The sequence below is a fragment of the Thalassospira sp. SN3W genome (assembly GCF_038070535.1).
Lineage (GTDB): Bacteria > Pseudomonadota > Alphaproteobacteria > Rhodospirillales > Thalassospiraceae > Thalassospira > Thalassospira xiamenensis.
In genome coordinates this window covers 900,954-921,619 of sequence record NZ_CP121124.1, presented here as the reverse complement: position 1 = coordinate 921,619, position 20,666 = coordinate 900,954, and the positions used below count along the sequence as shown (strand labels likewise).

Annotated in this window: 17 protein-coding genes and 2 tRNA genes; 13 read left to right on the top strand and 6 right to left on the bottom strand. The window is 54.6% G+C overall.

The features are described from left to right. Window positions 1-225: 225 nt before the first annotated feature. The 5 genes from P8T57_RS04065 to ppdK all read left to right on the top strand — a co-directional run bounded on the left by P8T57_RS04065 (window position 226) and on the right by ppdK (window position 8,238). Window positions 226-1,914 (top strand): methyl-accepting chemotaxis protein, encoded by a 1,689-nt coding sequence (locus tag P8T57_RS04065; RefSeq protein ID WP_341364671.1) that lies wholly within the window; start codon window positions 226-228, stop codon window positions 1,912-1,914. 163 nt (window positions 1,915-2,077) lie between these two features. Continuing rightward, window positions 2,078-2,311 (top strand): hypothetical protein, encoded by a 234-nt coding sequence (locus P8T57_RS04060; protein WP_341364670.1) that lies wholly within the window; start codon window positions 2,078-2,080, stop codon window positions 2,309-2,311. Between the two features lie 247 nt (window positions 2,312-2,558). Further along, window positions 2,559-3,449 carry a glycine--tRNA ligase subunit alpha gene (locus tag P8T57_RS04055; protein ID WP_007092414.1) on the top strand — a complete coding sequence of 297 codons (891 nt, stop codon included), beginning with the start codon at window positions 2,559-2,561 and terminating at the stop codon, window positions 3,447-3,449. 3 nt (window positions 3,450-3,452) lie between these two features. Continuing rightward, window positions 3,453-5,516 carry a glycine--tRNA ligase subunit beta gene (gene glyS, locus P8T57_RS04050; protein WP_007092415.1) on the top strand — a complete coding sequence of 688 codons (2,064 nt, stop codon included), beginning with the start codon at window positions 3,453-3,455 and terminating at the stop codon, window positions 5,514-5,516. 58 nt (window positions 5,517-5,574) lie between these two features. Beyond that, on the top strand, window positions 5,575-8,238 hold the full coding sequence (ppdK, locus tag P8T57_RS04045) for a pyruvate, phosphate dikinase (RefSeq protein WP_341364669.1): 2,664 nt from the start codon (window positions 5,575-5,577) through the stop codon (window positions 8,236-8,238). A gap of 84 nt (window positions 8,239-8,322) precedes the next feature. On the opposite strand, the gene P8T57_RS04040 is transcribed toward ppdK, so the two are convergent. After that, on the bottom strand, window positions 8,323-9,237 hold the full coding sequence (locus P8T57_RS04040) for a folate-binding protein (RefSeq protein WP_341364668.1): 915 nt from the start codon (window positions 9,235-9,237) through the stop codon (window positions 8,323-8,325). 148 nt (window positions 9,238-9,385) lie between these two features. On the opposite strand from P8T57_RS04040, the gene P8T57_RS04035 reads away from it, so the two are divergent. From P8T57_RS04035 to P8T57_RS04005, 7 genes are all read left to right on the top strand, one after another. Further along, a complete protein-coding gene (locus P8T57_RS04035; RefSeq protein WP_037992251.1) occupies window positions 9,386-10,426 on the top strand; it encodes a glycosyltransferase in 1,041 nt (346 codons plus the stop codon). A 3-nt stretch (window positions 10,427-10,429) separates the two neighbouring features. Beyond that, the gene (locus P8T57_RS04030; RefSeq protein ID WP_037992252.1) at window positions 10,430-11,374 is read left to right on the top strand and encodes a glycosyltransferase family 9 protein; all 945 of its coding nucleotides are present in this window, start codon (window positions 10,430-10,432) and stop codon (window positions 11,372-11,374) included. A 27-nt stretch (window positions 11,375-11,401) separates the two neighbouring features. After that, a complete protein-coding gene (locus P8T57_RS04025) occupies window positions 11,402-12,334 on the top strand; it encodes a glycosyltransferase (RefSeq protein ID WP_051682413.1) in 933 nt (310 codons plus the stop codon). Between the two features lie 129 nt (window positions 12,335-12,463). Continuing rightward, window positions 12,464-12,739 carry a hypothetical protein gene (locus tag P8T57_RS04020; protein ID WP_341364667.1) on the top strand — a complete coding sequence of 92 codons (276 nt, stop codon included), beginning with the start codon at window positions 12,464-12,466 and terminating at the stop codon, window positions 12,737-12,739. 56 nt (window positions 12,740-12,795) lie between these two features. Further along, on the top strand, window positions 12,796-13,167 hold the full coding sequence (locus tag P8T57_RS04015) for a DUF1232 domain-containing protein (RefSeq protein WP_341364666.1): 372 nt from the start codon (window positions 12,796-12,798) through the stop codon (window positions 13,165-13,167). 83 nt (window positions 13,168-13,250) lie between these two features. After that, window positions 13,251-14,249, top strand: coding sequence for an MDR family oxidoreductase (locus P8T57_RS04010; RefSeq protein WP_341364665.1), 999 nt, complete (start codon window positions 13,251-13,253; stop codon window positions 14,247-14,249). A 76-nt stretch (window positions 14,250-14,325) separates the two neighbouring features. Next, the gene (locus P8T57_RS04005; protein WP_258548472.1) at window positions 14,326-16,284 is read left to right on the top strand and encodes a response regulator; all 1,959 of its coding nucleotides are present in this window, start codon (window positions 14,326-14,328) and stop codon (window positions 16,282-16,284) included. A 59-nt stretch (window positions 16,285-16,343) separates the two neighbouring features. Here P8T57_RS04005 and P8T57_RS04000 read toward each other — a convergent pair whose 3' ends face one another. Both P8T57_RS04000 and P8T57_RS03995 read right to left on the bottom strand, forming a co-directional pair. After that, window positions 16,344-16,997, bottom strand: a complete 654-nt coding sequence (locus P8T57_RS04000; RefSeq protein ID WP_007092070.1) for a response regulator transcription factor — start codon at window positions 16,995-16,997, stop codon at window positions 16,344-16,346. Window positions 16,998-17,282: 285 nt separating this feature from the next. After that, window positions 17,283-18,014 carry a putative metalloprotease CJM1_0395 family protein gene (locus P8T57_RS03995; protein WP_114094776.1) on the bottom strand — a complete coding sequence of 244 codons (732 nt, stop codon included), beginning with the start codon at window positions 18,012-18,014 and terminating at the stop codon, window positions 17,283-17,285. A gap of 212 nt (window positions 18,015-18,226) precedes the next feature. Between P8T57_RS03995 and P8T57_RS03990 the strand changes: the two genes are divergently transcribed. Continuing rightward, window positions 18,227-19,258, top strand: a complete 1,032-nt coding sequence (locus P8T57_RS03990; protein ID WP_341364664.1) for an NAD-dependent epimerase — start codon at window positions 18,227-18,229, stop codon at window positions 19,256-19,258. A 14-nt stretch (window positions 19,259-19,272) separates the two neighbouring features. Here the strand turns inward: P8T57_RS03990 and P8T57_RS03985 are convergent, their stop codons facing one another. From P8T57_RS03985 to P8T57_RS03975, 3 genes are all read right to left on the bottom strand, one after another. After that, entirely contained in the window at window positions 19,273-20,091 is an 819-nt protein-coding gene (locus P8T57_RS03985; protein ID WP_341364663.1) for a hypothetical protein, read from the bottom strand. Between the two features lie 222 nt (window positions 20,092-20,313). Beyond that, window positions 20,314-20,388: transfer RNA gene (locus P8T57_RS03980), tRNA-Thr, on the bottom strand. A gap of 27 nt (window positions 20,389-20,415) precedes the next feature. After that, window positions 20,416-20,490: transfer RNA gene (locus P8T57_RS03975), tRNA-Thr, on the bottom strand. Between the last annotated feature and the right edge of the window lie 176 nt (window positions 20,491-20,666).

Genomic DNA, 20,666 nt, shown 5'->3' with positions numbered 1-20,666 from the left:
TGTGTGTGTGGGGGCGGGCACATCCCAATGGATAGTTTTTTTATTAATGGATGGTTTTTTATATACAAAAGGATAGTAATTAGTGGTATATGGTGTTGATTTTTCGCTTAATTGGTGACTGTTGGTCATTAATTCTTCCCGGTCGGGGCAGAGCTTTGCGAAAGTGCGAAATTCGTGCTTTTGCAATCGCCTGAATGCGAAAATAACTTCGTTTTGGGGCTGAAAATGAACGCGCTCACCAATCTGAAAATATCTAAAAAGCTAATTCTCGCCTTTGGGGCGATGCTGATCCTGAACGTTTTTACCAGCGTTTTTGCCGTGGTGAAAATGGACACAATCAACAACACTTCGACAGTCATTGCCGAGAATTGGATGCCCAGTATCGAGGCTGTGAATGATATTAATACCTCCACCAATACCATGCGAATTTCCGGTCTTGCGCATATCCTGTCAACTGACGAGGCGGATATGGAAAAATACGAAGAACAGATCGTCGCTCTCCAGAAACAACAGGCCGAAGAAATCAGGATTTATGAATCTTTGATTTCCTCGGATGCGGAGCGTCAAACGTGGTTGAAGGCCAAGAATCTGTTAGGAGAGAACAATAAGCTTTGGGAGCGTGCGCTTGCATTTTCGATGAAAAACGAGAATGAGCAGGCCCGCCAGGTCATGCTTGATGAAGCTCAAGCTGTAAGTGTCGAGCTTCGGAGCCTTCTGCGTGAACTGATAGCCCTAAACGAAGCAGGTGGTTTGCAGGCGTCCAATACCGGTGACGAGCAATTTGCGCTTGCCAGAATCTTGATGATTGCTGTTGCAGTGGTTGTTGCAATTTTGACGATTATCTTTTCGATGGGGCTTACGCGACTTATTGCCAATCCGATCCGCGACATGACAGCGACGATGTCCCGTCTTGCCGGGGGGGATAAAACCGTTACAATTCCGGGTGTTGGACGTGGTGACGAAGTTGGCAGCATGGCCGATGCTGTTCAGGTCTTCCGCGATAACATGATAGAAGCCGAGCGTCTTGCCGAGATTGAAGCGAAAAATCAGAAAGAACGCGCAGAACGGTCCGCGCGTATTGAAAAACTGACCCAGGATTTTGATCTGAGTGCCGGAAAAACCATCGGGGCGGTTGCCTCGGCTGCAACGGAGCTTCAGGCAAATGCGTCGACACTGTCGGCAACTTCGCAGCAGGCAATAACGCAGTCGTCGGCTGTGGCATCGGCTGCAACGCAGGCGGCGGGCAATGTTCAGACTGTTGCCTCTGCGGCGGAGGAGCTTTCGGCGTCGATCAGCCAGATCGCACAGGATGTTTCGATGGCAGCCCAGGTCTCAAAGCAGGCTGTTGATCAGGCCGGTCATACCGGGCAGGTTGTTGGTAATTTGCAACAGGCGTCCGTCAAGATCGGCGAAGTCGTGAATCTGATCAATGACATTGCCGGGCAGACCAATTTGCTGGCATTGAATGCAACGATCGAAGCAGCACGTGCCGGAGAGGCTGGCAAGGGGTTTGCCGTTGTCGCAAGCGAAGTCAAGAACCTTGCAAGCCAGACGTCCCGGGCAACGGCCGATATCGGCGAACAAATTGAAGCAACGCGTGCCGCGACTGAAGAAGCGGTTGCTGCCATTGCCTCGATTGCGGAAACCATCGAGAAGATAAACGAAATTTCGAGCAGTATCGCCGCCGCCGTCGAGCAGCAGCAGGTCGCAACCGGCGAGATTGCCCGAAATGTTGATGAAGCCGCGAAAGGTACCGAAGACGTGAATGAAAACATTCACGAAGTTACCAATGCGGTTCAAAGTGCGGGCGGGGTTGCCAAAGACGTATTGCAGGCGTCTTCGGAGCTGTCGCATGAAGCCGAAAAAATGCGTGAGATCGTCAACGCATTCCTGTCCGGTGTGAAAACCGCCTAGGCTATTGGTATGAAATGAAAAATGCCGCCCGGCTCGCCGGGCGGCATCCGTGTTTGTGCCAGATGGCTGATTCTCGGCGATGTGGGCATATCCATTTGGGTTGAACCGCGAACTTTTTGACTTTACGGTGCGCACATCCAACGCCCAATTGACGGGAAATGCCATGCTGAGTTTGTCGAAAATCCTTTTTACCGCACTGATCGTTGTGGTGGTATGGCAGGGCTTCAAGCTGTTTACCCGCAAGAATCAGGTTTCCGGGCAGGAGCAGCCAAAACAGACCGCGCATGACAAAAAAGCCAAACAGCAGAAACACGAAGCTGTGGCGCATGATCTTGAAAAATGCCCGAAATGCGGTGTTTATCACGCCGAAGGCAGCGCGCATGTTTGCGAAAGCTGAATTGCGCGGACGGCATATTTTCCCTTGCTGATTTCTTCGACTTTCGCCCAATGAACCGTGATTTCGCTTTGAAAAACCGGTTGTTGCACGGATGTTGTATGCTGCAACGCGGTATGAGATTCGGCGGGACGTCATAAAAAGCGCTAAATTCAGGCCCACTCAGGGCTTTTGCGTTCTTGACCCCGACGGGGTGGGGCGGTAGCTTGCCGCTCTAAATTTACCGACAACATCAAAGTGAGTTCGCGCAATGGCGCTCGACGGGTCGCAACGTCCCCCTTCATTCCAGGAAATCATTCTCCGCCTGCAAAGCTATTGGGCCGATCAGGGTTGTGTCATCCTGCAGCCCTATGATCTTGAAGTCGGGGCAGGTACCTTCCACACCGCAACCACGTTGCGCGCGCTGGGCCCGGAAAGCTGGAATGCGGCCTATGTGCAGCCGTCACGCCGCCCGACCGATGGTCGTTACGGCGAAAACCCGAACCGTTTGCAGCACTATTACCAGTTCCAGGTCCTGATGAAGCCATCACCGGCCAATTCGCAGGAACTCTATCTTGGCTCGCTGGCCCATCTGGGTATTGACCCGATGGCGCATGATATCCGTTTCGTTGAAGACGACTGGGAAAGCCCGACTTTGGGCGCGTGGGGCCTTGGCTGGGAAGTGTGGCTGGATGGGATGGAAGTCACCCAGTTCACCTATTTCCAGCAGGTCGGCGGTTTTGAATGCGACCCGGTCCCGGTCGAGCTGACCTATGGTCTGGAACGTCTGGCGATGTATATCCAGGGCGTCGAAAACGTCTATGACCTTGATTATAACGGCAATGGCGTCAGCTATGGCGATGTGTTCCTTCAGAATGAAAAGGAACAGTCGACCTATAACTTCGAAGTCGCCAATACCGATATGCTGTTCCAGCATTTCAAGGACGCGCAGGCCGAATGTGCGGTCAATATCGAACGCGGCCTTGCATTGCCTGCTTATGAGCAGGCGATGAAAGCCAGCCATATCTTCAACCTCCTCGATGCGCGCGGCGTGATTTCGGTCACCGAACGTGCGGCCTATATCGGCCGTGTCCGCGACATGTCGAAATCCTGCTGCGAGGCGTGGCTTCGTTCGCGCGGGCATTTGAAAGAGGAGGCATAAGTCATGGCCGAATTGCTGCTTGAACTGTTTTCGGAAGAAATTCCGGCCCGCATGCAGGCGCGTGCTTCCGAAGACCTGACCAAACTGGTCACCGATGGCCTGAAGGCCGCCGACCTTGGTTTTGATAATGTCGAGGCATTGGTGACACCGCGCCGTCTGACCCTGATCATTGATGGTTTGCCCGAAAAACAGCCGGACCTGCGCGAAGAACGCCGTGGCCCGCGTGCCGATGCCCCGGAAAAGGCGATTGCCGGTTTCCTTGCCGGCAATGGTGTGACGCTGGAACAATGTGAAAAGCGCGAAACGCCCAAGGGTGTTTTCCTGTTTGCGATTGTCGAACAGAAGGGCCGCGATAGCGCGGATGTCATCAAGGACATCATCGAAGACGCCATGGCAAAACTGCCCTGGCCGAAATCGATGCGCTGGGCCGATCAGAAGGTCCGTTGGGTCCGTCAGCTTGACCGGATCCTGTGCCTGTTTGACGGCAAGGTGATCCCGGCATCGTTTGGCCCGGTAACGGCAGGCAATATCACAAGCGGCCACCGGTTCCTTGCCCCGGCCACCTTTAGCGTTGCCAATGCCGCCGAATACAAGGCGAAGCTTGCCTTTGCCAAGGTCATGCTGGACCGTGAAGAACGCAAGAAAGTCATTCTGGACGGTGCGCGCAAGCTTGCGGCATCAGAAGGCTTTACGCTTCTGGAAGATAACGGACTGCTTGAGGAAGTCTGCGGTCTGGTTGAATGGCCGGTACCCGTCATGGGCAAGGTCGATGACCAGTTCATGGATATCCCGCGCGAGGTTCTGGAAACCTCGATGCGTGAACATCAGAAATATTTCGTTGTCGAAGACAGCACGGGCAAACTGGCCGCGCGCTTCATCACCATTTCGAACATGGTGACGCTGGATGCGAATGCGCAGATCATCGCCGGGAACGAACGCGTTTTGCGCGCGCGCCTGCATGATGCGAAATTCTTCTGGGATCAGGATCGGAAAGTGACGCTTGAAGCGCGTCTGCCGAAACTTGATAACATCGTGTTCCATGCCAAGCTTGGCTCGCTGGCGGAGCGTGTTTTGCGCCTGCGCGGACTGGCACGCGAACTTTCAGCCGACATTCCGGGCTGCGATGTCAAACTTGCCGATCGGGCGGCGGAAATTGCCAAGGCCGATCTGGTGTCGAACATGGTGTTCGAATTTACCGAACTTCAGGGACTGATGGGGAAATACTACGCCGAGAATGACGGCGAAGCCCCCGAAGTCGCCAACGCCATTGCACAGCATTATGCACCGGCCGGTCCGTCGGATATGTGTCCGACCGCGCCTGTTTCGGTGGCTGTTGCCTTGGCCGAGAAGCTCGATACCCTTGCCGGGTTCTTTACCATCGATGAAAAGCCGACCGGTTCAAAAGACCCGTTCGCGCTGCGTCGTGCGGCATTGGGTGTCATCCGGCTGGTTCTGGAAAACGGTTTGCGTGTGCCGCTGCGTCGTGCATTTGCCTTTGCCGTTTCCCAATATCCGGCCTCCATTCGTCGTGACGAGGCGGTTGACGAACTTCTGGCATTCTTTGCCGACCGCCTGAAAGTCCATCTGCGTGAACAGGGCGTGCGCCATGATCTGGTGTCTGCCGTGTTTGCCCTGGATGGCGAGGACGATCTTGTCCGCCTTCTGGCCCGTGTTGATGCGCTTGCCGATTTTGTATCGGGTGAAAGCGGCGTCAACCTTATGGCCGGGTACAAGCGCGCGTCCAATATCCTGCGTATCGAAGAGAAGAAGGATGAAAAATCCTATGATGCGGATGTGTCCGCCGATCTTCTGACGCAGGACGAGGAACGCAAGCTCTATGAGGCGCTCATCAATGTCCGGCATAAGGCTTTGCCGCTTCTGCGGGCCGAGAATTATGCCGCGGCTATGGCCGAATTCGCGCATCTGCGCGGACCGGTCGATGCATTCTTCGAAGGGGTCACGGTAAATAGTGACAAGGCAGAAGAACGTGCCAACCGGCTTAAGCTGCTGGCGCAAATTCGGACTGCCTTGCATGACATTGCCGATTTCTCGAAGATCGAGTCATAAATAAGGTCGGGGTCGCCCGGAATTCCGGAACGCCTTGACCAGATGAGGAAAAGGCAAGATGACCAAATGGGTTTACGGCTTCGGTGGCGGTAGCGCCGAAGGACGTTCCGATATGCGCGAGCTTTTGGGCGGTAAAGGTGCCAACCTTGCCGAGATGAGCAATCTCGGCCTTCCGGTCCCGCCCGGCTTTACCATCACGACCGAAGTCTGCACGGCGTTTTATGACAATGACCGTGCCTATCCCGACGGTCTTGAAGCCGAAGTCGAAAAGTCGCTTGCTGCTGTCGAAGCCCTGGTCGGTCGCAAATTTGGCAATCCCAAGGACCCGTTGCTGGTTTCGGTCCGTTCCGGCGCACGTGCCTCGATGCCGGGCATGATGGACACGGTTCTCAATCTGGGCCTGAATGACGAAACGGTTGAAGGTTTGGCGGCGGTCTCTGGTGACCGCCGTTTTGCGTATGACAGCTATCGCCGTTTCATTCAGATGTATGGCGATGTGGTTCTTGGTGTCGATCACTACCATTTTGAGGAAATCCTTGAAATCCACAAGGAAGACAGGGGCTATGTCCTTGATACCGAAATGGGTGCCGATGACTGGCAGGCGGTTGTTCAGGGCTTCAAGAAAAAGGTCGATGCCGAACTCGGGCGTCCCTTCCCGCAGGACCCGCGCGAACAGCTTTGGGGCGCGATTGGCGCGGTTTTCGGAAGCTGGATGAATGCGCGCGCCAACACATACCGTCGCCTGCATAACATCCCGGCAAGCTGGGGCACGGCGGTCAACGTTCAGGCCATGGTCTTTGGCAATATGGGCGATGATTGTGCGACCGGTGTCTGCTTCTCGCGCAATCCGTCGACCGGCGAAGACCGTTTCTACGGTGAATATCTGATCAATGCGCAGGGCGAGGACGTTGTGGCGGGCATTCGTACCCCGGCACCGCTGACCAAAATCGAACGTGAAGAGTCCGGTTCCGACCTTTTGTCGATGGAAGAAGCCATGCCCGGCGTCTTTGGCGAGCTTTGTGATATTCGCGACAGGCTTGAATCGCATTATCGCGATATGCAGGACATGGAATTTACCGTTGAGTCCGGCAAGCTTTACATGCTTCAGACCCGTGCGGGCAAACGTACTGCCAAGGCCGCCCTTCGCATCGCGGTTGAAATGTGCCAGGCCAATGTGATTTCACGCGAAGACGCCCTTCGCCGTGTTGACCCGGCACAGCTTGACCAGTTACTGCATCCAACCCTTGATCCCGATGCGGACCGCAAGGTGATCGGCATGGGGCTTCCGGCATCGCCCGGTGCTGCATCCGGGCAGATTGTTTTCTCCGCCGAGGTCGCCGAGGACTGGGTGCATAATCGCGGTCAGAAGGTCATTCTGGTGCGTATCGAAACCAGCCCTGAAGACATTGCCGGGATGCACGCCGCCGAAGGCATTCTGACATCACGCGGCGGCATGACCAGCCACGCGGCCGTGGTGGCGCGAGGCATGGGGACGCCGTGCGTGTGCGGTGCCGGTCAGGTCAAGATTGACTATGCCAGCAAGACCATGACGTCGGGCGGTGTGACCCTGAAAGAAGGCGATGTCATCACCCTTGACGGTGCGACCGGCGAGGTCATGCTGGGCGAGGTGGCAACGCTTAAGCCCGACCTGTCGGGCGATTTTTCGCAATTGATGGAATGGGCGGATGGTGTGCGCCGTCTTAAGGTCCGTACCAACGCGGAAACGCCTGATGATGCGGCAACCGCACGCGGCTTTGGTGCCGAGGGGATCGGCCTTTGCCGGACCGAACATATGTTCTTTGACCCGGCACGCATCATTTCCATGCGCGAAATGATTCTGGCCGATACGGAAAAGGGCCGTCGCGCGGCACTTGATAAACTTCTGCCCTATCAGCGTCAGGACTTTATTGACCTGTTCCGGATCATGAAGGGCCTGCCAGTCACGATCCGCCTGCTGGATCCGCCATTGCATGAATTCCTGCCGCATGGTGACAACGAAATTGCCGAGGTCGCCAATGCAGCGGGTGTGGCAGAGGTCGTCGTGCGACGCCGGTTGCTGGAACTTTCCGAAGCCAACCCGATGCTCGGGCATCGCGGGTGCCGTCTTGGCATCAGCTATCCGGAAATCTATGAAATGCAGGCGCGTGCGATCTTCGAAGCCGCGATCGAGGTTTCAAAGGATGGGGGCGATCCGGTCATTCCGGAAATCATGATCCCGCTGATTGTCGGTAAGAAGGAGCTCGAAATACTCAAGGCCGCGATCATCAAGGTTGCAGGCGAGGTCGAAACCGAAAAATCGGCCAAGCTCGAATTCCTTGTCGGCACGATGATCGAATTGCCGCGGGCCGCCCTTCGGGCCGGTGAAATCGCCGAAGAAGCCGAGTTTTTCAGCTTCGGGACCAACGATCTGACCCAGACGACCTTTGGCCTGTCACGTGATGACGCGTCCCGGTTCCTGGATACATATATTTCCAAGGATATCTTTGCCGGTGATCCGTTCGTATCGCTGGATCAGGAAGGGGTGGGCGAACTGGTCAGCATTGCTGCGGAACGTGGCCGTAAAACGCGTTCTGACATCAAGCTTGGCATCTGCGGCGAACATGGCGGTGATCCGGCATCCATCGCCTTCTGCGAGGCGCAGGGGCTTGATTACGTCTCCTGTTCGCCCTATCGCGTGCCGATTGCCCGTCTTGCCGCCGCACAGGCCGCGCTCAAGAAATAAGGCTGCTGACGGGCAGCATTGATAAAGCAAACGGCGGCAGAATTTCTGCCGCCGCTTGTCATTCATGAGGCGATGATCGGCTGATCAGGCCGCCGTTTCCGGCAACTTGACCCAGTCGGGGATCTTGACCGAAATTTTGGCATCCCCCGCCGTCAGCTCGGCATCATCGCCGATCCGTTCCAGCCGGATCAGGGCAAGACCCGCATTGCCATGGATGCTGCGGATCGTACCGGCTTCCTTGTCGCCATTCATGATCAGGCTGCCGATTTCCGGTGCCGGGCCGGTGATCGTGATCGGCAGCAGGCGTTTGCGCACCAGCCCGCGATATTTGGTGCGCGCGGTCAGTTCCTGCCCCATATAGCAGCCCTTTTTGAAATCGACGCCGCCCAGTTCCTCGAACCCGTTTTCAAGCAGGATGGCACGGTCGATTTCCATTTCCTCGCTGCCATTGGGCAGGCCCAGCAGCACGCGATGCTGATGATAGGTGCTTTCATCGCTTTCGGTCGCACCGATGGCCGCCATCTGTGCCAGTTCGTTTTTGGGCAGCAACACGCGCGCACCCATCGCACTCAGGCGCGGATCAACCGCCTTGATCCCGTCGGCAAACGGTGCAGTGGCACCGGGCGTATCGGGCAGGTCAAGTGCGGCAAGCGCACCATCGCCGAAAACGGCCACAACGTCATAGCTTTCGGTGACGTCGCTCAGTTCCGCCTTGGCGCGCAATTTATACATGCGCAGTTTTTTGAACAGCTCGGCCGCGCGCGCACCATCTTCGCCGCGTTCGCATTCAATCAGAAGGCTGTCCTCGTCCTGCTGATAGACAAAAAAATCGAACAGGAACTTGCCCTGTGGCGACAAAAGCGCGCCATAGCCGGAATGATCAGCCGTGATTTTTTCGATATTGTTTGACACCAGCCCCTGAAGGAAGCTGACGCGATCAGGCCCGCTGATCCGGATCACGGCCCGGTCAGGCAGGGGGGCATATAAAGTCTCACTCATGATTCTTATGGCTCCGGTTTATCGGAATTGTTGGCCGAAATGTGGGGCAATGGGGGGCATTTGGCAAGGGGTGGTTTGGCAAAGGCAAAAGCAACCCGCCACAAGAAAAGCCTTCATAAATTGCGCGGGAACCGATAGAACGCAATGTATGAAAATATTGATGCTTGATCGTTCCATCGGCTTTGATCCCAAGGATCGTGAAGCCCGCCCGCTGGGCGCGCGCCAACGCGGATTTATCGCGCTGGCCGAGGCCCTTGTTGCCCGTGGCCACAAGGTTGAAGCCCGCCGGAATGGTGGTATCGACCTTGATCATCATGGTGTCGCCTGGCGACAGCTTGACAGTGCCATGCCGCCCTTTGGCGGGGATCCGGTGGATCGGGTTCTGGTATGGCGCGATGCGGAGCTGCTGCGTCATCCCTCAATCCCCGAAGGTAGCGATTGCTGGCTTTGGTTTGATGGCATGGTATCCGATCTGAATGCGGATAAGGCGCGTCTAGCGTTGCTTGAAACCGGTGCGCAGGTGATTTTCACCCACGAGGATCAGGGCAAGGCATTTGATGGCGATATCGCCAAACGCCCCATTGTGATTGCGCCGGGGGCGTGTCCGGCCTTTGCCATGGCATCAAACATGCACTGGGCGTTCGAGAGCCGCGAAAACCTTGCCGTGACGGTTGCCAACAGCAAAACCGGCATTGCCCAGATCATTCGCATCTGGTCGGCTTATGTCGCGCCCAAACTGCCCGGTGCCATTCTGGAAATTTATGCCGCCGACCTGTTCTTGGCGATGGCGGGCGAAAATGACGATGTTTCCGGCGAACTCGTCGATATGGTGCGTGACAATATCGACAAGGGTGTGCGCGTTTGCCACCCGATGCCCGAGGCCGACATGGCCGAACGTGTCGCAACCGCGCGGGCGTTTCTGCATCACGGCAAATACGGCAATGATCAGGTCGGCCAATGGATTTACGATGCCCTGGCGGCGGCAACCCCGGTTGTGTCCTATGGCGGGATTGCCACGGCGCGGGTCGAAAATGGCAAGACCGGCTATATCGTTCCCGATGAAACGGCTTATGGCAATCTGGTGATGCAGTTGCTGGCCGACCGGCAGATTTTTGCCAGCCAGTCCGAAGCGGCGCGCAACAGCCGCCGCGAATGGCTTAACGTCGCTGGCGAGCTGGAGAAACTTTAAACCGTGCGTTTGCTGTTCATCACCTCGAACCGGCTGGGCGATGCCGTTCTTTCGACATCGGTGCTGCGCCACTATGTCGAAACCTATCCCGGCATCAGGGTAACGGTTGCCTGCGGCCCGGTCGCCGCCCCGATTTTTGAAGCGGTGCCGGGGCTTGAACGCATCATCGAAATGCCAAAGCAGAAACGCGGCGGCCATTGGTGGAAGCTCTGGAAATCGGTCGCGTTTCGCTGGTGGGACATCATCGTCGATCTGCGTGGCAGTGCGACGGCTTATGTGTTGCCGGGCTGGAAGCGGGTGGTGCTCAAAGGCAACGATGACAGTGTCCACCGGGTGGAGCAGCTTGCGCGTCTGATCGGTGTTGATCGTCCTCTATATCCCAAAATATGGCTTGATCCGATACATGTGAAACGGGCTCAGGAAATTCTTTCCTCTTTTGCCGGGCGACCGCTTCTTGTGGTTGGCCCGACGGCAAACTGGGGAGGAAAGATGTGGCCGATTGATCGTTTTCAGGACCTTGTCGGGCGGCTGACGTCTATAACGGGTTCTTTGCCGAATGCGCATGTTTTGCTTGTTGGTGCGCCTTCTGAAATCGAAAAGGCGCAGGAACTGATTTCATCCATTGCGGATGATCGCAGAACGGTTGTTTTTGGAACCGAGCATTTATTGACCGTGCAAGCCTGTCTGGAGAAGGCGGATCTTTATATCGGTAATGATTCCGGCTTGATGCATATGGCGGCGGCTTCCGGTTCTCCCACCGTGGGGCTTTTTGGTCCATCCCGACCGGAAAACTATGCGCCATATGGTAAGAAGACAGCTTATGTCTGCACGGATCGCAACTATGATCAGATTTTGGCTGACGGTGTCGACTGGAAATCTCAGAAGTCTTTGATGACGGACCTGTCTGTTGACAAAGTTTTTGAATTTTCATGTAAGTTTTTAAAATGAATTATCGGTTTGTTTAAGCGGGGAAGCATGCGGATCGCCATCGTTTCAGGTTCCGACAAAAACTATTTTCCTTTGTTGATCGAAATGGTGCATTCGGTCAGACAATTCTCTGTCGACCGAAATATCGACATCTGTGTGATGGATGCAGGTTTGGCTGAATCCCAGAGGGAACAACTGTCACCTCTGGTCAACCAACTCGTTATCCCTGACTGGCCCAATGGCATTTCGGAAGAAAAATCAAAAGGTAAGGACTACCTCAAGGCGTGTATTTGCCGCCCCTTCATCCCCGAAATATTTCCCGGATATGACGTATATCTGTGGATGGACTGCGATACCTGGGTTCAGGACTGGTCATCTGTAGAGATGTTCATTCGATCCGCTGCGAAAGGCGACCGTCTGGCGATCACGAACGGTGCGGATCGATCTTATCCAAAGCCGATCCGTATTTCGTGGCTTGGAAGATGGCCCCGGAAAATAGGCAGTTTCTATAACGCCAATGGCAAAAAGGCTTTTGGCTGGGCGACAGCCAAAAAAATGATCCCCCACTATGTGCTGTCTGCGGCGACATTCGCGATTGCAGCAAAGGCGCCGCACTGGAAGCGTTGGCAGGAAGTTATTGTTGAAGCTGCCATGAAGGGAAAGATGTTCCCGGCCGAGCAGCTGTCTTTGGGCAAGATCATCCACATTGAAGGCTATAAGGCCGAATACCTGCCTGCCTATGCAATGTGGCAATGCCAGCACAAGCCATTCTGGGATGCAGAGAAATCGGTTTTTGTCGAACCCAACGAACCGCATGCCACCATTGGAATAATGCACCTGTCAGGTGTCGACGATATTCGGGCAGACAGAGATGTGAAAACCGAAATTGAAACGACCGATGGCAAAACGGTATCGGTCAATTATCGCTATCCCCTGTTTGCGGCAGAGAAACTTACGATCGCCAAGCCTCAAAGAGTTTAATGGCGGGCGTTCTTAAAGCTGAAATTTTAAGGTCCGGACAATCCTGTTTGCGATCAATCGGGAACAATTCGCATGCTAATGCATTTGCTTATCATGTGAATTTTGTTTCAACTGTTCCGGACCAGAAAGATGATCCGTACCGAGCATCTGACAATGATCGTGGTGTTGCTGTTTGCCGTTTCCATGGCGTGGCTTCAGGTGGCTGTGGGGGATCAGAGAAGCCAGCTCAATCTTGTGCCGGTTCCTGCCTACAAATCCGGGTTTGAAATGTATGCCATCCGTTATGGGAATGCCGATAACGCATCTTGTGGCAGTCTGTGCGGTGCATTTGATCTGGAAAAGGCCAGTTCAATAGGTGGCGCATATATGCAGGTAAGCCTTCCTCTGGATACGGCGCGTCGCTGATATCGCCAAGTCGACCTGACGCGTTGGTAATGCAGGGTTAATGTCTGGAGTATCCAATGGCCAAACCGACTGTCTGGGCGATTATTCCCAATTTGTTGCGCAGCCTGTTTCGACCGGATGTGCCACTGCGAAGCAAGTTCCTGTTGCTGGCCGGGATTATCTATCTCGTTAGCCCGATTGACCTGTTGCCCGATGTCATTGCCGGTATTGGCTGGATTGATGATCTTGTTATCGTGCCCCTGTTGGGATGGCTTTCATATAAAAGCCTGCCGCCATCCATAAAATCGGATATGGCATCCGACAATCTTGAGACGCCGGCAAAGTCTCGTAAATGGCTGTATCTTCTGATTTTGATCCTGGTTCTGATTGGCATTGTGATGCTTACAGGACCTGATGACAGCTTCCTGAAAACTCCGTCTGCTGGTTAAGACACGACTTTTGCGCCTTTGACAGTCTTTGCCCCGCCCTTTTAAGCTTGGATGCAATTCCATCATGAAACGGGGATACGACCATGGCAGATACATTTCGTGGCTTGGTTCTGCGCCAGCAGGAAAAATCAGTTCAGGCCGATTTTCAAAATCTGACACTTGATGATCTGCCTGACGGCGATGTGCTGGTTCGGGTACGATGGTCGACCCTGAATTACAAGGACGGCATGATCCTGAACGGGCTTGGCCGTCTTGTCCGGCAATACCCGCATGTGCCCGGTGTCGATTTTGCCGGCGAAGTGATTTCATCGGATGATCCGCGTTATGCGCCCGGCGATCAGGTCATCCTGACCGGATGGCGGGTTGGCGAAGCGCATTGGGGCGGATATGCCCAGTATGCCCGCGTCAAAGCCGATTGGCTGGTGCCAATGCCAGGTGGGCTTGATGGCGCGCACGCCATGGCCATCGGTACCGCGGGCTTTACATCCATGCTGGCGGTCATGGCACTGGAAGAGCAGGGCGTATCTCCCGATCAGGATGGCGAAATCCTCGTTACCGGGGCGGCGGGCGGTGTTGGTTCGGTCGCGGTAGGTCTTCTTTCCAATCTTGGTTATCGTGTTGCCGCCTCGACCGGGCGGGCTGACACGCATGACTATCTTCGAAGCCTTGGTGCGCATTCAATTCTGGATCGATCAGAGTTAAGCGAGGCAAGCAAGCCCTTGCTGAGCGAGCGTTGGCTGGGGGCTGTTGACAGTGTTGGCAGCACGACACTGGCGCATGTCTTATCGGAAATGAAGTATCATGGCGTGGTTGCTGCTTGCGGGTTGGCTGGCGGGCCGGATTTGCCTGCAACGGTTCTCCCGTTTTTGCTGCGCGGGGTCCGGTTGATCGGAATTGATTCCGTGATGTGCCCCTATGAAAAGCGCGTCACAGCCTGGAAACGTCTGACACAGGAATTGCCCATGGATCAACTGGATGCTGTGACAACAAAGGTTGGACTTCGTGATATCCTGCCGTGGGGCGAAAAAATCCTCAAAGGGCAGGTGCGCGGGCGTTTGCTGATTGATGTGCAGGATTGCTAGCAGAGGCAAATATATGCAGAATCAGTCTGATCCGAGCTGCCAATCCTGAAATTCTGAAATGAATGGGCCGTGCCATATGACCGAAAACCGGTTTCGCATCCTTCTGGTCGAAGATAATCCCGGCGATGCGTTCCTTGTAAAAACATTGCTGGAGGAAACCGGTGAGCAATTCGGTATCGAACATCGGTCCGATCTTGCTTCGGCCATGGCCCTGCTGAATGATCCGTCACCTGATGGACAGTTTGATGTTGTTCTGCTGGATTTGACGCTGCCCGATTCATCGGGGGTTGAAACCATCCGCCGAATTCGCGGTTGCGCGCATAGTGCACCGGTTGTTGTCCTGACCGGCCACAAGGACGAAGAACTTGCCTTTGAAGCCCTTCAGCACGGCGCAGAAGATTACCTGACCAAAGAATTCCCCGACGGCAGGACCATTCGCCGATCCATCCGTTATGCGATTGAACGGTCGCGTGCCGAGCAGGCTTTGAAGGAAAGCGAAGAACGGTATCGCAAGCTGGTGGAACTGGCACCGGAACTGATTTCGGTGCTTAGCGGTGAGGAAATTACCTATATCAACCAGCAGGGCGTTGCCATTCTGCATGGTAACGACAGTTCCGAACTGGTCGGGCGCAGCTTCATGGAGATGGTCCATCCAGACAGCCGCGAAATCATGAGCGAATATATTGCCCGTTACGCTGGCGGTTATACGGGGCGGGCGGATTTTGTCATCATCTGCCGACGGGGCGACGGCGAGAATGTCGAACTTGAAGTGTCCGCCATCGCCTTCACCCACGAAGGCGCGCCAGCCATGCTGATGCTGGCCGAGGATGTGACGGAAAAGCGCAAAATCGAACGGCAACTGGTTCAGACCTCCAAGCTGGCGACCCTTGGCGAGATGGCCGCATCCGTCGCCCATGAAATGAACCAGCCGCTTAATGTCATTCGGATGGCGGCTGATACCTGCGCGCTTCAATATGAACTTGAAAAGGTTCAACCCTCGTTTCAGAGAGAGCGACTGTCCCTGATCAGCGGGCAAACCCAGCGTATGGCCGAAATTATTCGACATTTGCAGATATACAGTCGGCCAGACGAGGACGATTTCGAGCTTTTCGATCCGATGCGCGCGGTCACCCGTGCGGTGGACATGATCGAGCATGATTGCCGTTTGGCAGGGATCGTCGTCGATGTCGTTCCATCGGCACAAAGTTGCCAGGTGCTTGGGCGACAGGTCCAGCTTGAACAGGTTCTGGTCAATATGTTGACCAATGCGCGTGATGCAATCACGGAAAACGGCGATGATACCGGCGGGATTGGCGGGCTCATTCGATTAACAGCCATGCTTGATCCCGATCAGGAAGTGCTTCGAATTGCGATTAATGACAATGGCGGCGGCATCCCCGAGGACGCCATTGGCCTTATTTTCCATCCGTTCTTTACGACCAAGGATGTCGGAAAGGGAACGGGGCTTGGCCTTTCGGTAAGCTATGGCATCGTCGAGGGAATGGGCGGGCATATTGATGTTCGCAATGAAGGAGACGGTGCCTGTTTCGAGATTGTTCTGCCTGCGACGCATATCGGCGAAACGCAGGGGGATGAGAATGATCCGTCTGATGACGCCCCGTTATTGCCTCAGCAGGAAAAAGTTTCGGAGGCAAGGTCGCGCGATTTGCGGATCATGGTTGTCGATGATGAAATTGATGCGATGGAGATCATCGCAGCCTATCTCGAAGCGCAGGGATTCTCGGTTTCGGCGGCAAGCGACGGCGAAGATGCGCTTGCACTGGCCGGTGTTGTGCAGCCCGATATCCTGATTACCGATATCCGGATGCCGCAGATGGATGGCAATAGTCTGGTTCGGGAACTGCGTTCACGCAATCCCGCCTTGCCGGTGATCGTTATGACCGGTCATCCGGGGGATGCCGACAGGCCGACAGAGGATGGGGATGATGCGCCGGTCATGGTGATGGCAAAGCCGCTTGATTTAAAAGAGCTTCTGGCAACCCTTGATGAAATTTCCGAAGTCGTTGCGGGCTGAAATACAAAAAACCCGGCCAAGGGGCCGGGTTTTGAAAGCTTCGGCTTGATGCGGGAAAATCAGGCTTCCCAGCCAAGCTGCATGGCTATTTTAACCGCCTGTGTACGGTTCGCGGCACCAAGCTTTTTGAAAATACCGGTCAGGTGAACCTTCACCGTGATTTCGCGGACCGTAAGCTGTTTGGCGATTTCCTTGTTGGACAGACCTTTGGTCAGCAGGGCCAGAACTTCACGTTCCCGATTGGTCAGTTGACGCAGGGGATTGTCAGGAGCAAGCCCATCCAGATCAATTTCACCCGGACGCGTGTTGCTGCCATCATCTTCCAGAAGTGCCGACGGAATGTATTTTTCCCCTGACATGATCAGGCGGAGCGCATTGATCAGCGACTTGCCAGACAGGGTTTTGGGCAAATAGCCCGACGCACCATGTTCAAGTGCATTGAGCACATCGCTGCGTTTGACCGATCCCGACAAAATGACGACCGGAATTTCCGGATGTTTCTGCCGCATTACGGTCAGGCCCGAAAGCCCGTTCATGCCCGGCATGTTGAGATCTAGGATCGTCAGTTCGACCGGCGTATCGCCATCGACGATGGAAAGTGCTTCGGCAAAGTCTTTTGCCTGGGCAATTTCGACTTCTGGCGCCGCCGTTTTCAGAAAGGATGTGATCCCGTCTCTAACGAGGTCATGGTCGTCCGCTAGCAGGATGTTCATGTTATTGTGCCGTACCCGTTTTTAGCCGTCTCCCGCAAAAGGCGGTACCGGTATCGCGTCCCGCACCCAAACATACGGAAACACGCAAAGTTGTCATCTTCCAAATTTCGCGTCCCCCCGGACGCGAGCGCAGCATTAAATAATTCTGATGTCCTGTCAAACTGCAGGACGGATTTCAGGGGGCGGAATTATCCGTGAGGATAGTATTTGTTTAAGGATGATAAAAATATTGTCGCATATTGCATAGTGAAACTGACCGGATTCTAAGGTGTCTGGATTCTTTAATCAGGCATAAATCGAAAAAATGTCGTTCGCGTCGTTCTGCGGTTGTCCGTAACCCGGGATCGATTTTGGCTGATCGCCACCAATCGTTGCACGTTGCAGGCTTGCCTGTCGGAATGCCGCCATATCCGCGCCTGATGGTGCGTTGGGAGCAAGCGCTGCATTCTGAAGGGTCGCAAGCGCGCGTTCCTTATCTTCTGCGCTACCCGAAAGGCTGACGCCGACATCAACATGTCCACCAATGGCATATGCCTTTCCGTCTGGTCCGATCTGGTATTCATATTGCGGGGCAGAGCCATAAGGCCCTGCCGCGGCAGCATGCGCTTTTTCTTCCTGCTTTACGGCAGAATCGCGGGCTTGCAATCGCGATATGTCAGCTTTTTCCGTCGCACTCAGCTCACCAGAAGTTTTTGCGCCGGAATTATTACTGTCCGCCTTGTTGTCGCTTGCTTCAAGGGCTTCGCGATACTCGCTTCGGCTGGCGCCATTGGCAACGGCCTGTGCTTCGGTCAGCGTTCTGGGGTCTACAATACGGGTGCGAAGTCCGGTGCCTGCTTCGCCTCCAATACCATAAGGTCCTTGCGACAGCCCTGACTTCTCGCCAGACTTAACTTCTATCGCTTCGTATTCGGCCAAAACACTGCCATCAGCGGTTTGCGCAATCTGCCTGACATTCAGGACGATGCCCAATCCACCACCAGCGGGGTTCGTTATGGTTTGACCGGTCGTAATCATCGGATCGAAATGGTTTTCCGTGGCGATACAAAATCGATACGTAAGGATAGCAGGAAAATTCGCAGGAGTCTCGCCCGGTGTCTATACCTTTGGTGCCTTGCATGAAGCATGCTGTCTTGCGTGCCAAACTATAGGCTGTTACAGGAAAGTCTGGATTTTGGATGCCCCCAATTCTTGGGCAATAGCCTTTCAAGACAGGAAAACTGATCGTGATGTCCGACTTTGTCATTCCCGCAGATGAAACGGTTCTGGTCACCGGGGCTGCCGGTTTTATCGGATCGCATCTTTGCCAGAAACTGCTGGATCAGGGCAGCACCGTAATCGGGCTTGATAACGTCAACGATTATTATGACGTCACGCTGAAAGAAGCCCGGCTTGCACGGCTTGAAGGGCGGGACGGTTTCAAATTTGTCCGCATGAATCTGGAAGATCGCGATGGTATTGCTGATCTGTTCGCAACCGAAAAGCCGACCTATGTCGTCAACCTTGCGGCCCAGGCTGGCGTTCGCTATTCGCTTGAAAACCCGCATGCCTATATTGACGCCAACCTTGTCGGTTTTACCAATATCCTTGAAGGTTGCCGTCATAACGGTGTGAAGCATCTGGTCTATGCTTCAAGCAGTTCGGTTTACGGCATGAATACCGAAATGCCGTTTTCGGTGCATCACAATGTCGATCACCCGATCAGCCTGTATGCCGCATCGAAAAAAGCCAACGAACTGATGGCGCATACCTACAGCCATCTTTACCGCTTGCCGACCACGGGCCTTCGTTTCTTTACGGTGTATGGTCCTTGGGGGCGGCCTGATATGGCGTTGTTCCTGTTTACCAAGGCCATTCTGGAAGGACGTCCGATTGACGTCTTTAACGAAGGAAAAATGCGCCGCGACTTCACCTATATCGACGATATCGTCGAAGGTGTTCATCGCTGCATTTCAACCGTTGCTGCCCCTAATCCCGACTGGAACCCGGCCAAACCGGACCCGGCAACCAGTTCGGCACCCTATCGCGTGTTCAATATCGGCAACAACAGTCCGGTAGAGCTGATGCACATGATCGGAACGCTCGAAAAGGCACTGGGCAAAACGGCCGAGAAAAACATGCTGCCGATGCAGGCGGGCGACGTTCCGGCGACCTATGCCGATGTCGATGCCCTGACCGATGCCGTCGGCTTCAAGCCGGCAACCTCGATTGAAACCGGCATCGGTCGTTTCGTCGAATGGTACATGTCCTTTTACGGATAACGCACTCGGTCCGCTCAGGCCTGCTGTTCCTGTTCCATCAGGCCAAGAAGATAGCTATGCATCTCGGTGATGTTGCTCTGCTGTTGGCGATAGCGTTCCTCTGCCGCCGCAAGCTGTGATCGTGCCTCTTGCAGGCTGGCCTGATATGACTGGTCCACATCGTGATCAGGATACCAGCGTTCTGAAAATTCACGCCGTGTCGGTGCGTTCTGGTCGTCATAGCGCGAAACATCGATGCTGGAATAATCGCGCGATATGGCATCGGCGATGTAATCAACACGCGCCTGGCCTCTCAAACCCAGCTTGTCTGCCTGATCGCTATATGTCCGCAGATGGCTGCCTCTATCGTGCGTCACCATTCCCCCGTTTTCATACAGATATCCCAGAATCTGATCACCATTGGAAAACACGGCCCGGACGTCCGATTGACTGTCCGGATGATTTTTTTCCAGATAATCAACATGCCTTTGCGCACCTTCGCGGAATATGTCGACAGAGTCACGAATCCCCGGAATGATGGTTTTCTGACCTTCAAGCCATTTGTCGAAATCCGGTATCATGGCTTCATATTGATCCGCCGAAATTTCCTGCGCAATGCCACCGTCTTCGGTCTGGATGGTTTTGGGCGTATATCCATCTTCGCGCATGGCGGCGATGCGTTCGCGCATCGGGGCATAGGCTTTCTCGTAATATTGTTCGAGATAAGGGCGCATTTCCGGATCGGAATACATTTCCTCGCTAAAGGTCGGATGCGACCCGTTTGAAGATTGCGTCGAAGACGCATAGGCAGCATTTGCGGAGCTGGCACTATATGTGTTTGTCAGGATGGTCATGATGCGTTCCCCATGCAATTGAGGAAACAATCCAAGCAATTAACATGCCGGGATTTACACGCAAAAGTTGCCGTTCGGAGAGGGGGATTTGACCCGTCGCTATGCAAAAGAGTGCCGCCCACATCAAAGGGATAGGCAGAAATTGCATCTTGGGCGGAAAAAAAACACCATCGCACAGTCGGGTTGTGCGTCTGTCAGGGCAGGTCGTAAATATCTGGAAAATGGTGCTGCTGGGGAGATTTGAACTCCCGGCCTCTCCCTTACCAAGGGAGTGCTCTACCCCTGAGCTACAGCAGCCCTTAAAAAAGGCTGATCGTCGGGCAATGGTGCTGCTGGGGAGATTTGAACTCCCGGCCTCTCCCTTACCAAGGGAGTGCTCTACCCCTGAGCTACAGCAGCATCGAGCCCTTGCGGTGCGGGCGGGTTATAGGCCACTGGCTGGCAATTGGTCAAGCCCGAATTATGCGAAGATTTTTGATCTTGCGCGGATGGTGCAATTTTGTTGGTCAAGGCTGCATTCTGCTTCGGAATATTCTATAAAAGCCGGACCTTTGGAACCAGAAACGTATTGGCAA